This is a genomic window from uncultured Endozoicomonas sp., from assembly GCF_947495845.1.
GTDB lineage: Bacteria > Pseudomonadota > Gammaproteobacteria > Pseudomonadales > Endozoicomonadaceae > Endozoicomonas.
Genome location: NZ_CANMAO010000004.1, coordinates 245191 through 266567, shown reverse-complemented (window position 1 = coordinate 266567; position 21377 = coordinate 245191). Strand labels below are relative to the sequence as shown.

At 47.0% G+C, this 21377-nt stretch carries 21 protein-coding genes; 9 read left to right on the top strand and 12 right to left on the bottom strand.

From position 1 onward, the window contains the following. The first annotated feature begins 27 nt into the window (after positions 1-27). The gene (locus tag Q1B11_RS05440) at positions 28-798 is read left to right on the top strand and encodes an outer membrane protein OmpK (RefSeq protein WP_299728770.1); all 771 of its coding nucleotides are present in this window, start codon (positions 28-30) and stop codon (positions 796-798) included. Between the two features lie 58 nt (positions 799-856). Here Q1B11_RS05440 and Q1B11_RS05435 read toward each other — a convergent pair whose 3' ends face one another. The 4 genes from Q1B11_RS05435 to Q1B11_RS05420 all read right to left on the bottom strand — a co-directional run bounded on the left by Q1B11_RS05435 (position 857) and on the right by Q1B11_RS05420 (position 3981). Next, on the bottom strand, positions 857-1888 hold the full coding sequence (locus tag Q1B11_RS05435; protein ID WP_299728767.1) for a phosphatidylinositol-specific phospholipase C: 1032 nt from the start codon (positions 1886-1888) through the stop codon (positions 857-859). Positions 1889-2213: 325 nt separating this feature from the next. Then, positions 2214-2873 (bottom strand): OmpA family protein, encoded by a 660-nt coding sequence (locus tag Q1B11_RS05430; RefSeq protein ID WP_299728764.1) that lies wholly within the window; start codon positions 2871-2873, stop codon positions 2214-2216. A gap of 21 nt (positions 2874-2894) precedes the next feature. Then, complete coding sequence (locus Q1B11_RS05425) at positions 2895-3536, bottom strand: MBL fold metallo-hydrolase (RefSeq protein ID WP_067514925.1); 642 nt, start codon at positions 3534-3536, stop codon at positions 2895-2897. A 43-nt stretch (positions 3537-3579) separates the two neighbouring features. Further along, on the bottom strand, positions 3580-3981 hold the full coding sequence (locus tag Q1B11_RS05420; RefSeq protein ID WP_299728759.1) for a hypothetical protein: 402 nt from the start codon (positions 3979-3981) through the stop codon (positions 3580-3582). 254 nt (positions 3982-4235) lie between these two features. Here Q1B11_RS05420 and Q1B11_RS05415 point away from each other — a divergent pair, with 254 nt between their 5' ends. Then, positions 4236-5540: a dicarboxylate/amino acid:cation symporter gene (locus Q1B11_RS05415; RefSeq protein WP_299728756.1), complete on the top strand. Its 1305-nt coding sequence runs from the start codon at positions 4236-4238 to the stop codon at positions 5538-5540. A gap of 25 nt (positions 5541-5565) precedes the next feature. Here the strand turns inward: Q1B11_RS05415 and ribH are convergent, their stop codons facing one another. Together ribH and bioA are read right to left on the bottom strand one after the other, a co-directional pair. Next, a complete protein-coding gene (gene ribH, locus Q1B11_RS05410; protein ID WP_299728753.1) occupies positions 5566-6045 on the bottom strand; it encodes a 6,7-dimethyl-8-ribityllumazine synthase in 480 nt (159 codons plus the stop codon). 64 nt (positions 6046-6109) lie between these two features. After that, on the bottom strand, positions 6110-7399 hold the full coding sequence (gene bioA, locus Q1B11_RS05405) for an adenosylmethionine--8-amino-7-oxononanoate transaminase (RefSeq protein WP_299728750.1): 1290 nt from the start codon (positions 7397-7399) through the stop codon (positions 6110-6112). Between the two features lie 255 nt (positions 7400-7654). Here bioA and Q1B11_RS05400 point away from each other — a divergent pair, with 255 nt between their 5' ends. Next, positions 7655-8503 carry a 6-carboxytetrahydropterin synthase gene (locus tag Q1B11_RS05400; protein WP_299728747.1) on the top strand — a complete coding sequence of 283 codons (849 nt, stop codon included), beginning with the start codon at positions 7655-7657 and terminating at the stop codon, positions 8501-8503. Between the two features lie 24 nt (positions 8504-8527). On the opposite strand, the gene Q1B11_RS05395 is transcribed toward Q1B11_RS05400, so the two are convergent. Next, entirely contained in the window at positions 8528-8734 is a 207-nt protein-coding gene (locus Q1B11_RS05395) for a DUF2061 domain-containing protein (protein ID WP_299728744.1), read from the bottom strand. Between the two features lie 161 nt (positions 8735-8895). Here Q1B11_RS05395 and Q1B11_RS05390 point away from each other — a divergent pair, with 161 nt between their 5' ends. From Q1B11_RS05390 to Q1B11_RS05370, 5 genes are all read left to right on the top strand, one after another. Further along, positions 8896-9570: a hypothetical protein gene (locus tag Q1B11_RS05390; protein WP_299728741.1), complete on the top strand. Its 675-nt coding sequence runs from the start codon at positions 8896-8898 to the stop codon at positions 9568-9570. A gap of 110 nt (positions 9571-9680) precedes the next feature. Continuing rightward, positions 9681-10097, top strand: coding sequence for a CBS domain-containing protein (locus Q1B11_RS05385; RefSeq protein WP_299728738.1), 417 nt, complete (start codon positions 9681-9683; stop codon positions 10095-10097). Positions 10098-10195: 98 nt separating this feature from the next. Next, complete coding sequence (locus Q1B11_RS05380; RefSeq protein ID WP_299728735.1) at positions 10196-11410, top strand: aspartate aminotransferase family protein; 1215 nt, start codon at positions 10196-10198, stop codon at positions 11408-11410. Positions 11411-11479: 69 nt separating this feature from the next. Further along, positions 11480-12754, top strand: a complete 1275-nt coding sequence (locus Q1B11_RS05375; protein WP_299728732.1) for a hydrolase — start codon at positions 11480-11482, stop codon at positions 12752-12754. Between the two features lie 2 nt (positions 12755-12756). After that, positions 12757-13563, top strand: coding sequence for a DUF1338 domain-containing protein (locus Q1B11_RS05370; RefSeq protein WP_299728729.1), 807 nt, complete (start codon positions 12757-12759; stop codon positions 13561-13563). Here Q1B11_RS05370 and Q1B11_RS05365 read toward each other — a convergent pair. The 4 genes from Q1B11_RS05365 to Q1B11_RS05350 all read right to left on the bottom strand — a co-directional run bounded on the left by Q1B11_RS05365 (position 13560) and on the right by Q1B11_RS05350 (position 19136). Beyond that, entirely contained in the window at positions 13560-14981 is a 1422-nt protein-coding gene (locus tag Q1B11_RS05365) for a lipopolysaccharide kinase InaA family protein (protein ID WP_299728726.1), read from the bottom strand. The genes Q1B11_RS05370 and Q1B11_RS05365 overlap by 4 nt on opposite strands. 17 nt (positions 14982-14998) lie before the next feature. Next, positions 14999-15805 (bottom strand): lipopolysaccharide core heptose(I) kinase RfaP, encoded by an 807-nt coding sequence (rfaP, locus tag Q1B11_RS05360; protein WP_299728723.1) that lies wholly within the window; start codon positions 15803-15805, stop codon positions 14999-15001. Continuing rightward, positions 15806-16978: a glycosyltransferase family 4 protein gene (locus tag Q1B11_RS05355; RefSeq protein WP_299728720.1), complete on the bottom strand. Its 1173-nt coding sequence runs from the start codon at positions 16976-16978 to the stop codon at positions 15806-15808. It abuts the gene before it with no gap. Between the two features lie 121 nt (positions 16979-17099). Further along, positions 17100-19136 carry an LTA synthase family protein gene (locus Q1B11_RS05350; RefSeq protein ID WP_299728717.1) on the bottom strand — a complete coding sequence of 679 codons (2037 nt, stop codon included), beginning with the start codon at positions 19134-19136 and terminating at the stop codon, positions 17100-17102. Positions 19137-19509: 373 nt separating this feature from the next. On the opposite strand from Q1B11_RS05350, the gene Q1B11_RS05345 reads away from it, so the two are divergent. Continuing rightward, positions 19510-20031: a ProQ/FINO family protein gene (locus tag Q1B11_RS05345; RefSeq protein WP_299728713.1), complete on the top strand. Its 522-nt coding sequence runs from the start codon at positions 19510-19512 to the stop codon at positions 20029-20031. A gap of 213 nt (positions 20032-20244) precedes the next feature. Here the strand turns inward: Q1B11_RS05345 and Q1B11_RS05340 are convergent, their stop codons facing one another. Continuing rightward, entirely contained in the window at positions 20245-21153 is a 909-nt protein-coding gene (locus Q1B11_RS05340) for a methyltransferase domain-containing protein (RefSeq protein WP_299728711.1), read from the bottom strand. Positions 21154-21377: the final 224 nt, after the last annotated feature.

Here is a 21377-nt window from a genome sequence, read left to right as displayed (position 1 = left end):
CATACAATAATCCTGAAAGGAAAAACGATGAAATTACGGACTCAAATTGCTTCCGTTGCTGCAATTACAGCCTGTTCTTTTAATGCTATGGCTTCTGAAGCTTCATCATGGACCGATGTTCAGTGGAGTTTTGCAAACGTCAGCGTGAACCAATTGGATTGGTCCAAAGGGACGGAGCAACGTAACGATGGCTTTAAAGAAGATTTTGTTTTCCTGGAAGTTGAAGGGGGCGCTGGCTTCAACTGGGGCGAAGTGTATGGATTCTACGATCTGGAAAACCCATTCAATGATCGTGAAAATGAAGATGGTAAAGAGAAGCGCGTAGCTACCAAGGGTACGATGCATTATTATCTGGGTGACTCAAATTTCACCGTTTATTCTCAGGTCTATCACACTAATTCAAAGGCATTTGTCGAGACTAATACGGTTGTAGGTTTGGGTTACCGTTACGCTAATGATTCTGGACTGTGGATTAAACCATGGGTTGGTGCTCATTATGCAGATATTGAAACTGGCTACAATGGCTCTAATGGCATCATGGCTGGCTGGGTAGCCGGTTATGGCTTTTCCGCTGCGGGACAGAAGATGTCTGTGACCAACTGGACCGAGATTGAAATGCTCCGCGCTGATGAATACAAAGACTCTAATGGTACAACTGGTGTTAATGGTGCGGTTGCTCTTTGGTGGCACCCGATCACTCAGGTGAGCGCTGGCGTTCAATATCGTTATGCCAGCAACAAACTGGGTTTGGCTGGCAATAACAACGCAATGATTTACACCGTTAAATACAACTTCTAAGTTTGATCGCTGTGGTAAAAACCCGACGGATGTCGGGTTTTTTATAAGTGATAAATAACTAAGGATTTACTCCATTTAATCGAATGATGTTCTCGATCAGTCGTTTACCTGGGAAGTCAGTCATAATGATCCCAACAGGTGTATTGTCTGGGTAGATGATGTAATTTGCTGTCAGGGTATTGGTGCCTTCAAAAGCAATGGTGCAAATACCAATAAAGCATGACGTTCTGGGGAAATCAGGGTAAACATACCACCAGCCGGGTGTTGTTAAACCCGTGGATAGGCGCGGAGCTGAAGTGCCGTGAGAGCTGTGCCCACTGACAACGAAATACGGGAATGAACCATAAGACCCTGTCAGATAGTTCATAAAAATACGTTGCTGATGGAATACTCTGGCGCGGTTGATATGCTCTTTTATGGCAGTCCATTTGCTATGAAGATTCCAGTTAGTGCCCATCTTGTATTGATCCTGAATGTCCAATGTTAGATAGAAAATACCGTAGGGCTGGCGATTTGGTGTCTGTCCGGTGAAGTCTTGAAGAATAATGAACTTACCGCGTACTTCGTCCAATGTTGGGTTTTGGGACGTAGGTATCCATCGTTTACTGCCGTAAATTTCCAAATAAGCGTTTAACGTATCGGTAAAACTGCGGGTGTTGTTCGTTTCTGAATATTCAGGTTTAAGGCGAAATAAGACGGTTTCACTGGGGAAGGCTTCCAGAAAGAAGTTGATGACTCGCAGCACATCCTCTCCAAACCAGGTATTTTGCGGCACAATACCATGGTGCATTCGAAATTGGTTGTCGATATGTCGGGCTCTTATATCAAATACTCGAACACCTGAGTACAACTGCTCTAACAGATTCATGGTCTGATTCTGGGCAATATCGCCACCATTGACAGACATGGAGTCGTGGGTGCCGGGCAGGGAGAGCTCACTGATTCGTTTGTTGCCGTCTACCCGTGCCATCCAGTTGGGATGATTGGCCGCTGGGCCATAGTCATGGTTATAGGCTTCATCGTAGTGGGTTGCGCCGCGGTGGCTTAAGACCGCAATAAATAGCATTAAAAAGACAGTAGGAAGCTGCATCAAGAAAGTCCTTTTTCTTATGAGACTCTAGTCTTTGATGATTGGTTCCATCTTTTTTTATTTACGCTTATTTATTGGTGGATCGATTGGGTTTTGGTGGTGAATGATTGGCAGGTGGAGGAGGGAAAGTTAGAAAGGCGGGTGATCCGCCTTTCTTGCTAAGTACCCGGCCATATGGAATCGAATATTTCTGGCTTGTTGATCAGGTTCTCTGCAAGGCGCAACGGCGGGAGCATAGCGAGCTATGTGACCAGAGTTGCAACGCAGTTAGAGGGTCTGATCAACAAGTCAGAAAATATGATTTCATATGGTTGGGTACTTATGTTTAGCGCTGTGGAGCAGGTAGCAGGTTGATCTCTACACGACGATTTTGTGCACGACCAGCCGATGTGCTGTTGCTGGCAATCGGGTCGGCAGAACCCTGGCCGAATGCGCTGATGCGAGTCGCTGGCACGCCTTGGAATACAAGGTAATCTGCAACGCTTTCAGCGCGCTGCTGAGACAGTGGCAGGTTGATCTTATCGCCACCGGTGCTGTCGGTGTAGCCAACGATCTCGATCAGGTTACGGTCATACTCTTTGAATACTTTGGCAACGGAACCGAGCACTGGATAGAAAGCCGATTTGATCGCGGAACGGCTGGAATCAAAGGTGATGTTGGAAGGCATGATCAGGCTTAGCTGATCACCCTGACGATAGACTTGAACACCCGTTCCCTGAAGTTCTGAACGTAGCACGGCTTCCTGCTTATCAAGGTAATAGCCGTAGCCTGCACCTGCAGCACCACCCAGTACGGCTCCTTTAAGAGCGCCGTCTTTACCATCGGCAAGAGCGCCCAGAGCAGCGCCGGCCAATACACCACCAAGACCATACTTCGTGGACTTATTGGTTTGCTGTTCACCAGTGTATGGGTTAGTTGTCTGACAGCCTGCCAGTAGTGCACTTACCATCAGGATTGCAGTGGCAACCATCTTGTTTAATTGCATGGATATTTCCTTCATCAGAATTTAACCGCGGATAATACTATTTTCCCGGATTTCTTCACCAATTGTTGTGTCCGGACCGTGACCCGTTACCACAACGGCTTCTTCATCCAGAGTGTAGAGACGTTGTTTGATGGATTTTTCAATGGTTTTGTAATCCCCGCCCCACAGATCGGTCCGGCCAATGGATCGACGGAACAAGGTATCGCCAGCAATCAATAGCTTGGGTTCTTCAAACCAGAAACACATGGAACCGGGCGTATGGCCGGGCGTATGCATGGCGACGCCTTCACAGCAGGGTAGGGCTTCATCGTCTTTCAGCCAATAGTCGGGATCTGGCACCGGACGATAGGGAACGCCAAACATGCGGCACTGCATTTCCAGGTTATCCCAGAGAAATTTATCGCCTTCATGGAGGTAAATAGGCGCACCGGTTTTTTTCTTGATATCGCCGCTGGCCAGAAAGTGGTCAAGGTGTGCATGGGTATGAATAATGGCCACAACCTTCAGCTCAAGGGCTTCAAGTTTGGCAAGGATGATGTCCGGATCTCCGCCGGGATCTACAACAAAAGCCCTTTTGGTGACCGGGTCACCGATAATTGTGCAGTTACATTGCAGCGGACCAACCGGGAATGTCTGCCGAATAAAGGTTGTCTGGTCTGTCATCGAATCTTCGCAGTGGTTTGTCAGTTCTGCGGTGATTCTAATCTTATTTCTTGCTGGAGTCTTTAGGAGCTATTGACGTTTTGTTACGAGACTCCTGGCTGTTTTTTTCTGAGCTATTCCAACGAGCTATTTTTGAAGGTCTGTGTTTACCAACACCCGAGATGGATAAACTATAAGCGCGCTTGCGACTACAGTGAATACCAACGGCTGCCTTCAATCTGACAGAAGTGAGCTTGCTAACGGTTGTGGCATCGGAAGAGTCTACGAGTAAGGCTCGATGCTCTGGGTAAGGGAAAAACCATTCCTCAAGATACTCTTCGCTTTCTTCGGCCTCTTCTGACAGCAAGAGCTCTTGAATGAAGAAGCGTCTTGATACCTTGTGCAATGGTACGCACTGACCGTCATTTTCAGACCCGATAAAGGAAAAATATATGTTTTTCAGCATTTTACTGCTCCTGAGTCATTCAGAGGGCAACACTTAGGCGTTTTATAATGGTGAAGCCGCACACGCACATGCCATTGGCGGGAGAAGTCTAGTAGATATTAAGATGGGCTTTTGTCCCAAAAGTTCCTGCCCGGATAAAATGAAAATTTGTCTTCATGCCTGAACAGCCCAAGCTAATACCAAAATAAGATAAGGCGTTATGTGGACTCTGTCTATCTTGTAAGGTCTGTTTAATTAATGGGTGTTGACCACAAATGCAGAAAAACCCTTGTCGGTCCGGTCGGACTTTCTTGTTTCTTAATGGCTCGCTTTTTACGGGAAATAGCGTTCTGATTTTTGCCGGCCTATTGGGGATTTTCACAGGCTGGCTTCATTTACCAGAGTTTTATCAGGCCAGCCAGATTGTTTCTGACCTCTTTATCCGAATGCTGAAATTAATAAGTCTGCCGGTTATTTTCTTTTCACTGGTTTCTACGCTGTCTGGGGTCGGTGATCTTTCTACGGTGAAAAAAATGGGAGGCAGTGTCCTTAAATACACACTAGCGACGACGATTATCGCTGCCACCATTGCTCTTGGGTTGTATCTGTTGATTGATCCACTGGGGCACTCACTGTCAGGGCAAGCGGATCAATTTGTGCAAGAGACAAGCGTTAATTTATGGACGCATTTTGATAAAGTAATTCCTTCCAGTTTCATTGAACCGTTTCAAACGCACAACGTAATGAGCGTGTTGTTTTTAGCGCTGTTGTTCAGTTTTTCGGTGATTTGTTTGGAGCCGAAGCATCGCTCAAACTTGAATACTTTTTATAACAGCATGTTCGCCGCTGTGATGAAAATGACGTCATTTGTGCTCAAGTTGATGCCTTTAGCCGTGTGGTCTTTCGTCAACCAGTTTGTTCAAGATCTTCATGGGCAAGAAGTATTAACTGAGTTGGCTTTATATCTGGCCTGTATTTTAGCTGCCAACGTGATTCAGGCGGGCATTGTTTTGCCTGTGTTTCTCAAAAGTAAAGGGTTTTCCCCATGGCAAACCGCTCGAGTGATGTGGCCTGCATTGACCATTGCATTCTTTGGTAAATCATCGGTGGCGGCTTTGCCCAGTTCTGTGGAGTGTGCGGAGAAGTTGGGCGTTCAAAGCAACGTTGCCCGTTTTAGTCTGCCGATTTGTACCACGATTAATATGAATGCCTGTGCTGCGTTTATTTTGATTACGGTACTGTTTGTGGCTCAAAGTAGTGGTGTGGCGTTTTCAACTTTTGAGATGGTGGTGTGGATTGGTATTGCCACCGTCGCAGCCATTGGCAATGCTGGTGTACCCATGGGCTGTTATATGATGTCCAGTGCTTTTCTGGCCGCGATGGGGGTACCTCTGCAGCTACTGGTGATCATTCTGCCTTTTTATGCTCTGATTGATATGTTCGAGAGCGCTGTGAACGTTTGGTCTGATGCTTGTGTCACCGTCATGGTGAATAAAGAGTTACAGGAAGGGCTTGTAGAAGATATTGTAGAAAAGAGCGGTATGGTGGCCAATAAAGAGGCTACTCAGGAATCTTTGTAGCCTCTACTGACAACTCACATCATTTTCAGAGCTGGTGAATCCAGTTCAACAGTTCTGATGTAGCATAGACGGCTTCAACGCCTTTATTCATATGGTTATCGCCAGAACGTTTGTGGGCATCTTCGATACTGGTGACACCAATAACTTCGTTAATCACCGGTTTGCCAAAACGCTCAGTGACATTCTGGAAGCCGTTAACAACGGCGTGAAGCACACTTTCATCGTGGCTGGTAATGCCTTCCAGAACCACACCAAAGGCTAGCACTGCATCCAGCTCTGGATCTTTTTCAAACAGCAACCTTGCAGCCAGTGGCAACTCAAGAGAACCCGGTACTTTGTGTACAGAGATGTTCTCGGATTTGACGTCAAGCGCCAACAATTCTTTCTCAGCTCGGTTGATCATGGCGTCAACACAGTCGCTGTGCCAGCTACTGCCAATAATGGCAACACGGGCGTGGGGGATTTTATGGAACTGCTCCGGGGTTTTTGGAAGACCTGCACCCATTGTTTGTACTCCTTTAAACGACTTAATAAATTGTTGTGAAACTGAAAAATAGCGTCATTTTAAATCATCTGCCAACACGATGAAGGACTCTGCAAATACTATTGCAAAGAGTTTTCAGTTCTTCAGGGGTGATGACATAAGGGGGCATCACATAAACCAGTTTGCCAAATGGGCGCACCCAGACGCCTTCTTCCACAAACAAAGGTTGTATTTCAGCCATCACCACCGGCTCTTTTAATTCCACCACACCAATACCGCCGAGCACCCGGACTTCAGAAACTGAGGCCATTTCGGCACAGGGCATTAGCTCATTTTTGAGGACTGTTTCGATCATGGCCAGCTGAGGTTGCCACTCTCCTCGAGAGAGTATTTCGAGACTGGCGTTACCTGCAGCGCAGGCCAGAGGGTTGGCCATAAAAGTAGGGCCGTGCATGAAAGGTCCATGTTCTGAAATGGTTTTGCTAACTTGTTCTGTGCAAAGCGTGGCGGCCATGGTCATGTAACCACCGGTCAGCGCTTTGCCAACACACATAATGTCAGGAACAATATTGGCATGTTCACAGGCAAAGAGTTTACCGGTACGACCAAAACCGGTGGCAATTTCATCGTGGATCAACAGAATGTCATATTCATCGCATAGCTGACGCAGGCGTACCAGGTAATCTGGCGAATAGAAATGCATGCCGCCGGCGCCTTGCACAATGGGTTCAATAATGATGCCAGCAAGCTGGTGGCTTTGGAGATCCAGAAACTGACGAATTTCTGCCAGATGGCTGTCTTCACAGGGTTCATGAAAACCACAGCCAGGCCTTGGGACAAAATAGTGCTGAGGAAGAATCCCGGTAAACCAGTGATGCATGCCTCCGTCGGGATCACAGATAGACATACCACCGGTGGTGTCGCCGTAATAACCACCACGTACGGTAAGCATTTTGTTCTTTTCAGGGCGGTCTTGGGCGATCCAATACTGCATAGCCATCTTGATAGCCACTTCCACCGCGACGGATCCGGAGTCGGCAAAGAAAACCGTTTGAATCGGCTCTGGCGTCATCGCTACCAGCTTTTTGGCCAGATCGATAGCGGGTTTATGGGTCAGCCCGCCAAACATAACGTGGGAAAACTCATCGATCTGCTGCTTCAGTGCCAGATTCATTTCAGGATGGTTGTAGCCATGCACCATGCACCACCAGGAAGACATGCCATCAATCACCCGGCGACCATCGTTCAGATGAAGATAAACACCGTCAGCCCCGGTCACTGGGAACATATCCACCCGATTAACCGTGGTGCTATAAGGGTGCCAGATATGATTGGCATCAAAACTCAGTTCTTCCGGTGTGATCTGGCTGCTCAAGGCTGGCTCCTTGGTGGAGGGTTCCTGGTCCACTGTCTGGCCCATAAAGACTGGCCCATAAAGTTGATTCTCTTCAGGGTGCAGAAGATAATCGTCTGGCACCGGTGCTGGCAAGCATAATAAAAGCTTTGCGTAGGTATGAATGCGTATAAATGTAATAAATAGATACTGGATGTGGATAATTTCACTATTAGCTTCCAAAATAACGGGGCTTTTAATTTCTATTAACAAATCACTTAAAAGCCCGGAAGTACTATGCAGGCATTGTTCGTCAATAAGCTCACGACCCTTGATTTCAGCTATCTCTGTCCAGAGCGGGGTGTGGTTGGTGAAACATGGATTGTCGATGTAACTCTGTGGGGAGATCTTGATGAGCAGGGCATGGTGTTTGATTTTGGTCATGTGAAAAAACAGATCAAAGCGATGCTGGATATCATGGCGGATCACCGATTACTGGTGCCTTGCAAGTCAGAAATGACGTCTGTCAGCCATGAAGGAAATCAGCTCACCGTTCAGTTTTCAGCGCAAAGTGGTTTGGTTTCCTGTGTTGCGCCCGCTCAGGCCCTACTACTGGTGGACAGTGAGAGCATTACCCCTGAATTATTAACACCTTTCCTTGAAGCCGCTGTGCTATCAGAGTTGCCAGAGAATGTTCAGAAAGTAGATTTGAATTTATACCCGGAAGATATTGGCGGTGCTTATTATCACTACAGTCATGGCTTGAAAAAGCACGATGGTGATTGTCAGCGAATTGCCCATGGGCATCGTTCGCAGATACAGGTTTATGTGGATGAGCATCGAGATCAGGCGCTGGAAGCCTGGTGGGCGGCTCAGTGGCGGGATATCTATATTGGAACCCGGGAAGATCTGCTGGAAACGTTCCGGGTGGATGGCACAGAGTACTACCGGTTTGGTTATCAGGCGAACCAGGGCTACTTTGAGCTCAGCCTGCCAGTCACACAGTGCTATTTGATCGATACAGATTCAACGGTTGAACTGCTGGCACAATATATTGTTCGTCGTTTGGCGGAACAGAAACCAGATCGGCAGATCAAAGTGTTCGCTTACGAAGGCCTGGATAAAGGCGCCATGGCAACGGTTTAAACGTTTGAAAGTTTGGGCTATGACCTATGCTGCGACCAAGGTCTTGTTATGCTTTGGTTCAGTCTTTTTTATGCGGTTCCACACCTTTTCATGGAAGTAAAAGGCAACAGTGTTGACTGCAGGTTCTACCAAGGCGAGCGCGCCGCCAATCACGATGTCGCCGGTCATTATATAACCTACTGAAAAAGCAACAAAAAAATGTATTACAGCAAAGGAAATAGTCTTGATCACGGTGAACTCCGAGGTCTGAATCGTTGATGACTTAATTATATGAGAATGAATCTCATTTGCAAATAGATTTTGCTAATCCTGACCGATAGAAAGAGGCTATCGCTTTTCGACTAGGCTTAAATAGTTAGCAATAAAGGAATAGCAATAAAGGAGATAATGCTATGACCTCGTCGGTACAAGAGACTATGAATGAGCGCTCTTACCAGCCTGAGGCTCTGAAGGATCCAGAGTTTGGTGTTTCTGCTGAAGTGAAGACAGATAGCAATAATGAATTGGGTGTGAATGAAAAGCTGGAAAAGCTAATGAAAATGATGGAGGTCGATTTTAATAAAGTTGAAAACCATCTGGTCAATCTAGCGGCCACGCACCTGAATCGCCCGGATATGGCATTTGGCAAGCAGGCGGATATCGCCATTATCGATAATGTGCGAGAAGTACAAGCGGCACCGGTTGCCCCGGTCAGCAAGACCGCAGCCAGTGGTTATGCCAATGACTTGAGACATGTGAATACCGCGTTGGCCGTGCACGATGCCAAATTACAACAGATCTTTGACCTTCTTGCGCTTTCCCGTGCTGGCAGAAAGCCGGACATGTTTAACCCTGCGGTCGAATATGATCGACTGTTGTCGTTTTTTCGGCAAACGGAAATGCACTGGATTAATCTCACTCGAATACTTCCGGAAAGCTTACCGGACAATACGGAAGTGCCTATTACGGAGTTGATTCCAGAGTTTACCGACAAGCTGCTGCGTTACGATAGTGAGTTCGGATTACTCCATGAAGCGATTGAAAAGGAACTTAAGCAGGCAGAGCTTGCCGTTAAGAAATTGAATTAAACATCACAGGCTTCCCGCACTTCACTATGCTGAGGCGTAAAGCTTCAGCTAGACTGAAAGACAACCTTCGCTATGGTTCAGCAATGCTTTGAAGGGAAAAGGAGGCGGCTATGAATGCGCATATTCAGGTTCGTGATTATCTGCTTTACGACCCCCCGGTTATCTATGGACATACTCCCCTCAGTGAAGCAACAGAATTGCTTTGTCGGCACCATCTGACCGGCCTCCCGGTCGTTGATGAACATAAAAAACTGATCGGTTTTCTATCAGAGCAAGACTGTATTCAGAAACTGTTGGGCAGTAGTTATCATTGTGATTTTGATGTTCTGGCCAGTGATGTAATGCGTAAGGAAGTGCTTACTGCAAGTCCATCGGAGAGTATCATCACTCTGGCCGAATCCATGCAAAATAATAAGCCCAAGATTTACCCGGTGGTGGAAGAAGGTCGATTGATCGGGGTGAACGGACGCACACAAATTCTTACCGCGCTTCGAGAGCAATTGAAGGCTCGTCAGGTACCCGTATGAATTATCTGTGAAGGTTTGTTAAAACTGCGTACAAGTTTCTCAGGCTTGTGTAAAATGCAACAACAATTGATAAGAACAACTGACCAAGAGGTAAAAGTATGTCAGAGCATCCCGTTAGTCGCTCAACCTTCGATCAGGTAATGGTTCCCAATTATGTGCCACAGTCCATGGTGCCTGTTCGAGGCAAGGGATCACGAGTGTGGGACCAGGAAGGAAAAGAGTATATCGATTTTGCCGGCGGCATTGCGGTCAATGCCCTTGGTCATTGTCATCCGGTATTGATTTCGGCTCTGCAAAAGCAGAGTGAAGAGCTTTGGCATCTCAGCAACATCTATACCAATGAACCTGCGTTAGCGTTGGCGCAACAGTTGATCGATAACACCTTCGCAGACAAGGTTTTCTTCTGTAACTCTGGAGCAGAAGCCAATGAAGCGGCATTCAAGCTCGCCAGAAAGTACGCATTTGATAATTTTGGTCCAGAGAAAAATGAAATCGTTTCTTTTACCCAGTCCTTCCATGGCAGAACCCTCTTTACCGTAACCGTTGGTGGACAGAAGAAATATCGTGAGGGTTTTGAGCCAGTTCCTGGCGGTGTTGTTCACACCACTTATAACGATCTGGATGCGCTGAAATCGGTGATGTCTGAACGCACTTGTGCTGTTGTACTTGAGCCTATTCAGGGTGAAGGTGGCGTATTACCAGCGGATGCTGATTTTATCAAAGGTATCCGTGAACTGTGTGATCAACATGATGCACTGTTAGTGCTGGATGAAGTTCAATCGGGCATGGGTAGAACCGGCAAATTGTATGCGTATATGGACTATGGCGTCACACCGGACATTCTTACCAGTGCCAAGTCTATGGGCGGTGGTTTCCCAATTGGTGCGATGCTGGCCACTGATAAAGTAGCCAAAAGTTTTGGTTTTGGTACTCACGGCAGCACTTACGGCGGTAACCCACTGGCTTGTGCTGTGGCTCTGGAAGTCATCAAAGCAATCAATACCCCAGAAGTGCTCGACAATGTCGGCAAGAAGCATGCTCGTTTCCGCAAGCACCTTGATGCGATTCAGGAAAAGTACGGCATTTTCAAAGAAGTTCGTGGCAAAGGTCTGTTGATCGGTGCGGAGCTGGTGGAAGATTACCATGGTCGTGGTAAAGATTTTCTGGCTGCTGCGGCTCAGGAAGGCACTATGTTGCTGGTGGCTGGACCTAATGTATTGCGTTTTGCACCATCACTCATTATTCCGGATGAAGATATTGATGAAGGTATGGCAAGACTGGAAAGGGCAGTTGCCAAAGTGACTTCAGCCTGAGTGAACTCTCGCTAACTCATACCCCCGTTAGCTGAGCGGGGGGTGTATAAACACGATGAGACGTTCTGGATGCAACATATAAACGACACTGTTATTGATACACTCCCTTCCGAAATACGTTCCCTGCTTGATTTGTTAAATGATCAGCAGGATGACATGCTTTCCCGCACCATTGAACTGGCAGAAATCAACTCAGGTACCCTGAACCGTGATGGTGTTAATCAGGTACTGGAAAGCCTGCTCAAACTCACTGCTAACCTATCTTCTGACCATGAACGTATACCTGTTGCCCCTTGGGAAGTGGTGAATGATCAGGGCGATATTGTTCATAACCCGTTAGGCGATGCGCTTCGAATTCGTAAACGCCCGGAAGCCCCTTTGCAGGTTTTTCTTTGTGGGCATATGGATACAGTTTTTCCAAAAGACAGCCCGTTCCAAAAGGTGAAGTGGCTGGATGATGAAACTGTTAATGGGCCGGGTGTTACCGATCTTAAAGGTGGCATTCTGGTGATGCTCAAGGCATTGGAAATACTTGAGCAAAGCCCTTGGGCTGAACATATTGGCTGGGAAATCCTGTTCAATCCTGATGAAGAGATTGGTTCTCCCGGCTCTGCGCCTTTGATTGCGGAATCGGCAAAGCGTGTGCATCTGGGGATGATTTTTGAACCCAGTTTTCCAGATGGGAGTCTGGCCGGGCAACGCAAAGGCAGTGGGAACTTTTCGGTTGTCAGTCATGGTAAGGCTGCCCATGCCGGTCGTGAGCATCACCTTGGTCGTAATGCCATCAGAGCTTTATGTGACTTTGTTTCTGCCATGGACGATCTTAATGGACAGCGGACGGGTATTACTTTTAATCCAGGCTTTATTCATGGCGGTGGCCCAACCAATGTTGTGCCGGATAAATGTGTGCACAAATTCAATATCCGTTTGGAGCACCCGGATGATGAACAATGGTGTTTGGATAAACTGAATGACATTATCGATGGAATAAACACCCGCGATGGAATTCATCTGGAGCTACACGGCGGCTTTACCCGCAAGCCAAAATTATTGAGCCCTGCCAATGAAAAGCTATTGGCATTAGCGCAAAACCTCGGCGCTGAGCTTGGTTTGAGCATCGATGTGAAACCCACCGGCGGTTGTTGTGATGGCAACAATCTCGCATCCGCAGGCATTCCAAATATCGATACTCTGGGTGTTCAGGGTGGGGCGATTCACAGCGAACAAGAGTATTTGAAAGTAAATAGCCTGGTTCCGCGAGCGAAACTCAGTGCAGCTTTATTACTGACGCTGGCATACCGGCAAGCTAACGGTGATCAACTGGAGTGGCTGAGAGGCGCGTAACAATGAAGCTCACAATTCATGAATTGCTTGATGCCATGTGGCAGGATTATTTGACACTGACTCCGGATGCCCAACCCATCCATCAGCTCTTCGATAAGTTAAATCAAGGCAATGTGATTAATGACCATATTGCCTTGAGAACTTTTAACCTGAAAAAACTCTCTTTGGAAAAAGTGGCGCAGCCATTTGTTGATGCCGGTTATCAGCCCATGGATGAGTATCATTTTCCGGCTAAAAAGCTGTTTGCCAGATACTACAAGCACCCCGATGATACCCTGCCTAAAGTGTTTATCAGTGAGCTTAAAGTGGAAGAGCTGCCTGAAGATTGTCAGACGATCATTAATAGCCTTGTTGATCAGGTGAACGAAGAGAGTGTGAATCAGCAAAGTTTCTGTTGCTCTGGCCGTCCGTGGACAGTGACTCTGGAACAATACAAGACACTGGCCGCAGAAAGTGAATACGCTTCATGGTTAGCCGCCCATGGCTTTCGAGCTAACCATTTCACCGTTTCGATAAACCACCTGAAGGCACCGGCAGACATCAACGGCGTTAATCAGTTATTGCTGGATAACGGTTATGAACTGAACACCAGCGGTGGATTGGTGAAAGGCTCACCGGAGGTGTTTCTGGAGCAATCATCGACCATGGCGAAAGAAGTAAATGTCAGCTTTAACGATGGCGAACTGACCATTCCCGGCTGTTTCTACGAATTCGCCATGCGTTACCCGATGCCTGATGGACAACTCTATCAGGGCTTTGTCGCTGCTTCCGCAGATAAAATCTTTGAAAGTACCGACGTTAAATCTTAGTATTTCGAAAACAGCTGCTCAGCAATGGAGCCTGCTGGCCAATTTCTGGCAAAGCGGGCTTCATCTTTTTTAAGCAGTTTTTCCGCCGTATTCCCGGGGCTGAGTATCATGGCCTGATCCAGATCGATCACCAGTGGATGGCCATAGGCAAACAAAAAGTTGGTGGCTTTCATATCACCGTGGAAAAACAGTGCATCCTTCAACACCTTCAACGTGTCTTTTAATAACTTCGACCGGGTTGTTGCTTCAGGCGTGATGGTTTTCAGCTCATTGAAGTAATGCAACGCATCTTCCGCTTCAACGAACGCTGTCACCAGATAACTGCAGGTGACAAAAGGCCCGACTTTATACTCCATTAAAGCAATAGGCTTTGGCGTGTCGATACCCAGCAAGCGCAGCAGGTAGTGGGCAGTGTACCAGCCATTTCTGGCGCGGGATTGCCTGAAACCACGGAGAAACCAGTGCAGCAAACCTTTGGTGCTTTTGTAGCGCTTTACAAAGACCTGGGTCTGATCGCTCAGTGTCACAATGGACACGGTATTCGTGCTGCCACGCTTGAGCACTTTTCCGGCGTTGATGAGTGGTTCCGGATCAGCCATAAACTCTGTAAGAGCAGGTCTGATTTCCGTTCTGTTAATCACCTGAAACTTATTAAACTTGGATTCAGCGACAAAGTCCGTGCAGGTTCTGAATATCTTCTCCAGATAGCGTTCACGCCATTTTCGTCGCTTGCTGATGGCCATACCTAAAACTTCTTCGGATATATTTCCAAGCGGGAAAATTTGCTGATATTCCGGCAGGCACTGCACAGAAAGGTGGTCGAACCTTGGAAACAGTACCGACAGGAAAAAGCCCAGGTTATCCAATGCTGTTGCCGTGGATAACGGATGGCTTTCTTTTTTTGTGCCGCCACCATCAATCAGATAGAGCGCACCATCTTTCATCAGAAAGTTATCCAGATGAGGGTCGTTATGGACAATATTGTGCTTATGTAAGGTGGCGAGTGTTTTAACGGCCTGCTTTAAAAGCGACAGTCGTTGTTCGTCTGCTAAATCCTGTTGCCAAAGATCATCAAGAGATTGCGAAGCATCCAGAAATTCAGTTGTCAGCAGGCAGCCGTTCTGAGTTTGTAGCGTGTTATAAATGACTGGCGTGGCAATGCCTGCTGCAGTAAACGATTCCAGCCCATCCTGCTCACGCTGCATATGGCGTTTGGCAGATTCTCCAAGAAAGCACTTGGCCAGCACCACTTGATTATCCAATATCGCTTTTGCGACCAGGCGTTTACCCGGTAAAAAGCGCAGCACGGATTCAATAAGCAATGATTTGTCTTGAATCTGCAGATATGACCCGTTGGCAGGTGCTTCCTTTAAGGCGATGAGCGCCTCAACGGTGTAAGTGGTAATCCCTGTGGTCATTGCCTTTACTCAAAAATTCATGAATTCGATGGAAGCTTTCTAGCCATACGTTGATAAAGCTTCTGAGCTTTTTTCTCAATGGCTTGCCACATGGACTCGTATTGAGTTAATGCTTCTCTTAAAGGCAAACCTGTATAGATTTTGATAAACCGGAACAGATCTTTACGGGTAATACCAACGTCCATGGCTGAATAATAAAGTCCGGACAGGTCTTTAATCCGCCAGCGCAGAGGTGTTTCTGTCCGTAGCTGCGCCCGGTGCAGGTCGATCATGTAAAACGTCAGGTTGTCAGGATCTGGTGATAGGACATCCGGCATCATAAAGTGGCAGAGATAATAATCCCGATGATTTAAACCGTTGTTGTGAATCGTTTTACTGATAGTGGCCAGTTTTTTAACCATGGCCAACTTTAATAAAAAAGGAGGCGGCGTTTTATTCCAGGGTTTGCAGAAATCCTCCAGAGTAATCATCCCTTCGAGTTCTTCTGTCACGAGAAATGATCTTTGGGTTGCTGGATTGCTGCCAGTTTCACCGTAGGCGACGGGCGTCATGGTATCAATATTCAGACTGTGCAGGCGCTCAAGCGCTTCCCACTCATTGCGGGCGCCTAATACGGGCGCTCTGAAGTGGAGCAGGTTTTCCAGAATTTCCATCCAGCCAACACCGCCATGCACCTTGGCGAAGAATCCATTGCCATTCAGTTCAAAGCGGTAGGTGCGACGCGCTTCCAAGGCTCGGTAGACTTCGCCATCCATAGTTTCTACTACATCCTGAGGGTTTTGACCTTCCCAGGCTTTTTGGAAATCTTCTCTCAGGTACAACACTTAGTTCGTGACCTCAATCGGTTTCTTATCCGCTTCAACTGTGGAGGCCCCGGCGGTTTTGAACGCCTCGGCGATAATGATGTCGGCTGCCCGCTCCGGCATGCTGTATAAGTCGGCCTGCTTGCTGAAGCGCACAGCATTGTCGGACCACTGTTGTTTCTGCTCAGAGGTCAGCATTGATAATGTTGCCTTATTCAATGCGTCTTGGGAGAACGGCGATTGGATCACCTGGCCTGCTTCAGCATCCAAAATGTAATGGGCATAGCCACAGACATCTGTCGTTAATACCGGAAGGCCTGATACCAGAGCTTCCAGCAACACTGTGCCGGTGTTCTCGTTGTAGGCCGGGTGAATTAACAAATCGGCACCCAGAAGAAAGCGCGGAATATCATCTCGACCAGCAAAGAAACGAACGTTATCCAGAACGCCAAGACGTTTAGCCAATGCGATGAATGGCTTTTGATTATCCTGACCAATAATATAAAACTGAGTACGAGCCCTTGTCGCTTCTGGTAATGATGCGATGGCTTTAATGGCTCTGTCTAATCCTTTGGTTTTGAAACCCGAGCCAACCATCAGCACAAGGTGATCCTCATCGGACAAATTGAAGGACTGACGAAACTCTCTGCGTATATTGTCAGCATTCTCCGAGCGGCAGCGGTCTTTGGATATTCCCGGCGGTAAAAGGTGAATCCGGTCGTCGCTGGTAGCGTAAATATCCTGGAAGACCGGTTTCTGTAACGCGGAAATTAATAATGAAACGGTGTGACTTTTCTGGCCGAATACGGACGCTTCAAATGCACAATACGCTTTGTATCGAGCCGTCATTTTATACAGAAAGGATTTGCTGTCCGTTTTGGCTTTATAACAGGTGTCTGCTGCATAGTAGACATCCAGCCCGGGCATTTTATTAAAGCCGACCAATAAAGTAGCAGGGGAACTGCTTAGTTTCTGGTGAACCTGCTGGGCAAAATCTGACATTTTCTGGTGGTTAGAGAACCCTTTGGGCTTCAGAAAATGAATGCTGAAGCCTTCCGGCTTTTCTCCCTGCCATTGGGTCGTATAGACCTGAATCTCATGACCTTTTTTCTGGCATTCAAGGGCAATGCGCAGAAAATCCCGCTGTAGTCCGCCATAAGGGAAATATTTGTACAGAGCAAAAGCGAGAACCATGTCAGTCCGTCAGGAATCGATAAAGGAGCAGAATTTTACCGTCATATTGCGGTAATGGAAATGGGAGGCGGGCAAAGCAGCCGGAACCAATGTGTTTCAGTGATTCCAGCTGTGTTGAAGGTTAGAGTTTTTCTAACCCCGGTTTTTCTCCAACAGAACGATTATTCAAACTGCGCAATGCGGTTTGCAGATAGGCAGAAAGCTCTTCATACAGCGTGGCTTCTGTTTCCGACGATTCAATTCGGGTAGCGGTCGGATTTTTCCCCAAACTGTAGCTGAACAGCTCTGGCTCGATATCTGGCTGTTTTACCAGAACCTTGTCGCCTTTCACCATGGCAACCACAGGGCTGCTGCCTGAAGGTTTGAATATTGCAAAACCATGGTCGTTTTTATCCACAGACAGAATATCTCGTCCCCAGCAATGCTGAGCATAAGGCTTGCCAAAAAGGCTGGCCGCTGTTGGCACGACATCGACCTGAGACATAACGGTCGACACCGTTTCCCCTACCGCTTCCTGCAAGCCCGGAGCAATCATTAACACGGGGATTTGATGGCGTAACATATCGATTGGCGTGAGGATATCATCCACACTGAAGCCATGATCGCCCAGCAGTACGAACAGTGTGTCGTTATACCAGGAGGTTTTCTTTGCCGACTCAAAAAATTGGCCAAGAGCCCAATCCGAATAACGCATTACCGTTAGACGCTCGTTTTTTGAACCCTGATCAGTGACAGGCTCAATGTAAAGTTTTTCCGGTAGGGAATAAGGCATGTGATTAGACAACGACTGCAGCATGGCAAAGAATGGTTCGTCTTTACTGGCCAGTCGGTCTAACTCTTCCAGAGATTTGTCAAACATGTCTTCATCAGATACGCCCCAGGTTGGGTCCACATGATGAGGCTCATCCATTTGATCCCGGCCAATGAACCGGTTGATGCCTTGATTACCAAAGAAGCCCTGCTGATTATCCCAGTTAAAGGCACCGTTATAGACGTAGACGTTGTTCTTGTAATCCAGATCGTTGAAGATCGGCGCATAACCACTGAAGTGGGTATCGCCTTCAGGGCTTTGCATCAGGTATTCATTGCCGGGTGTATTCGGGAAGCAGGAGAATGTGGCGAACATGCCCTGATGGGTATGAGTACCGTTGGAAAATGCCCGGTTGAACAACACGCCTTCTTTGGTCAGGGCATCAAAGTACGGTGTGATATTAAGAGTGCTGCCTTCTGAAGCGGTATAGCGGGAAGAAAAACTCTCCATCAGAATTATGACGACATTCTTCACATTCTCAGGAAGCGTGCGCTGCTTTGGCGTGGTTTCGCGATACAGTGCCAGTTTTGTAGGATCGAGGAGCTTATCTTCCGGCTCCAGAACCATTTGACGGGTGATATTCAGAGCATTCTGATTATCCATAGCTTCCAGCCATACAAGGTTGGCGCCTTTTTTATCGCCCAAACCTTCAACCGCTTTGATGAACGTATACATCCCATTCAATGCCAGCTGATTGGCAAAAGTATCCTGGCTGTGAACCGCATCTCCCCAGCGCAGTGGTGCGCCACTTCGGAGAGTTCCTCCTCGGACACCAACGCCAAGCAGAAGTATTAATGCTAGAAAAGCCGGCAGTCTTGGTAGCCATGCTTTGAAACCACTGTCGTCCATTGTGCGAAACTGACGGTCAAACCATTGAAGTGCGCCGAACACCATGGCAATACAGGCTATCCATACAAACAGCAGAGTGAAGAATGGCGTACCATTGATTAACATGCTTAAAACGGTAGCTGGATCTTCATTCAGGTACTGAATGGCAATGCTGTTTAATCGATTGTGAAATTCATCGTAAAAGATGGGTTCAACCAACGCGGTTAATAGCATCATGGCAGAAACCAGCGTCAGCCAAGCCTTCCAGACCTTACGATGATAAAGCCCACTGGGCATGACAATGGCCAGTGCCATTGGGATAATGGCTGCGCAGCTAATAATTAAATCAAAGCGCATACCCACGAGAAATCCCATGGTGAGATCGACAGTTGCAGAGGTGGCGGCAACGTCTTTATTCCAGAAAAAAAGTAACAAGCGAGCCAGGGTGCTCAGAATCATTAAGGTGAAAAACGCAGAACCCGTAAAGCACAGGTCGGATTTAAGCGAATATCGTTTCATCGATTGAAGCTTCCGTGGGAAGTGTAGAAAAGTCTTGGCTGAGATTAGTACATAAACAAACGTTGTTTGGATTCTCCTCCATGAAGGGTAACCATGAGGTGAAAAGGGTTCTTTTCTACCGGTGTTACCTCTGAACAACAATGTTGAATATCAACAGCGCCTCAGTTTATGGGGTGGCGATGCTATCAGGATTTTTTACAAGAGATAACGACTTCTGGAGACAATTTCTCAAAAGCGAAATGCAATCTTTACAGAGTGGGACGTTCTACTAACAAATTTCACTTTTACGTATGCCTTTAATCCGTCATTATAGGGCGACCTCTCCCAATAGCGGGTGGAGATCGTTTTTTAGTTGAGTTAGGCACGGCAGTTAATGACAACAGCAAACAGTAACCATTCCGATCAGAAGGACCCGCAGGATAATAACCAGTTGAGCGCTGAAGAGAGCCTTTCTCCGACAGCTGGTGTGGTTGAACTTCCTGAAGAAGCCCGGGTTATTCTCGCCAGACTGGAGAGCCGCCCTGAAAACGATGTGATGAATACGGAAGCGCTTCGTTTAGTACGTATTCTCTGGCCGGAAGCATTCAACGTTTCTCATCCCAGACCATTGAAAATTGGTATTCATAAAGATATGGCAGAGGGCGGATTATTGCCTGAAAATATTATTTCTATCGCGCTTCGTTTCTTTACGACCATGGAACGCTATTTGGAAATTATTAAATCCGGCGCAACACGAATTAACCTGCAAGGCAAAGCTGCCGGTCGGGTGAAGCTTCGGGAAGCGGTGGATGCAGAAATTAAGCTGTATACCCAGAGTAGCGATTTCATCATTACCCGAGATCGGGTAATCATCAAGCAGATCCGTGTGTTGGCGGTGAAAAAGCAGTCAAGTTAAGGAATAACTTCACTGCTTCGAGAAGTGTTTTCCGTAAAACTACAAGCAGCAAGACTTTTACGGACAACGGACAACGGACAACGGACAACGGTTACATCTGGTTATTCGGGTGGTCAAAAAGTAACCAGTTGTATTTGAAGAGCCGTTTTAAGTGGATTTTGAAAACTATCCCTCGCGTTATCACAAGTTTATCCACAGAAGTTGTGGATAAACTTAACGCGCGACAATGGTTATGTATTTTAACTGTTGACGATGGAGCATCCAGCGGATGAACCAGGTTTTCAGAGTGAGCCTTATCCACATTTTGGAACGCGTCAAAGAAGAAAGTTCTTGATAGTGTTGACCGAACCAGAAGCAAAAACCGGATAGCACGTCGTCAGTGATGTCCATGATGTCAACTTGCTCAAAACCCTGCTGATTAAGAATGTTTTGATAATTCTCTTTCACCGGCATGTCTTCAGTCATCACACCAGATATACGACCAAAAAAGTTTATTAGGCGCTGTTCGCGGCGATCGCGGAAAGGGCGGGAAAGTACCATGTCAGTAAATGCCAGTGTGCCTTCTGGGCGGATCACATTTCGGGCATGGGAAAAGAAGACCTGCCGTTTTTTAAAGCGGTACACGCAATCCAAAGCAAGTAACTTATCAATACTGCCTGCTGGCATTTGATCCAGAGAGGTTTCGCTGCCGCGGAGAAGCTTGAGGTTGCTAAACTGGCCGCAGGCCTCAAGTGCATTGACGATCTGGTGCTCTTCGCTGGATATGGCAGTCAGCTGGTTAACCTGATAATAATCCAACCAGATTCTCAGCTGGTCATGGCTGGTGAAGCCAATATCCAGAACACTGTCCTGACTGGATATGCAGCTTTTATCCGCAAGCAGGCCGGCCATTTCAGAGCAGGCCTGACGATATTGTGAAGTGTCTTTCCAGTAACCCAGAAGGTTCCAGGATGAAGAAGGCTCCGAAGTATTATTCAGCAGCCACTGATCCACTTTCAATTCACGTTCACGGCTGGCGGAAGGCCACCAGATACGGACGAGGAGAGCAAAACCCTGAGCGAGCAATCCAGACATGATCAGCCATGTCACCAGCACCCCAAGGAGAAATGAAATAATTGGCATAAGCTAACTTTCAGTTATATCCATGCTTATTCTAATTGAATGCAATCATAGATAGATAGGTGGCGCTTTACCAGATTTCATAAGGGTAATTCGTTATTCTTTGATAGATGATCAAAGGATTGATTGACGATTTGTTGGTTTCTACAGGTGATTGTTTGTTGCGTTGTTTTAGTAATTTAATTGTCTGCTATTATCTTATTTCGAAATAATAAATATTCTCGGAC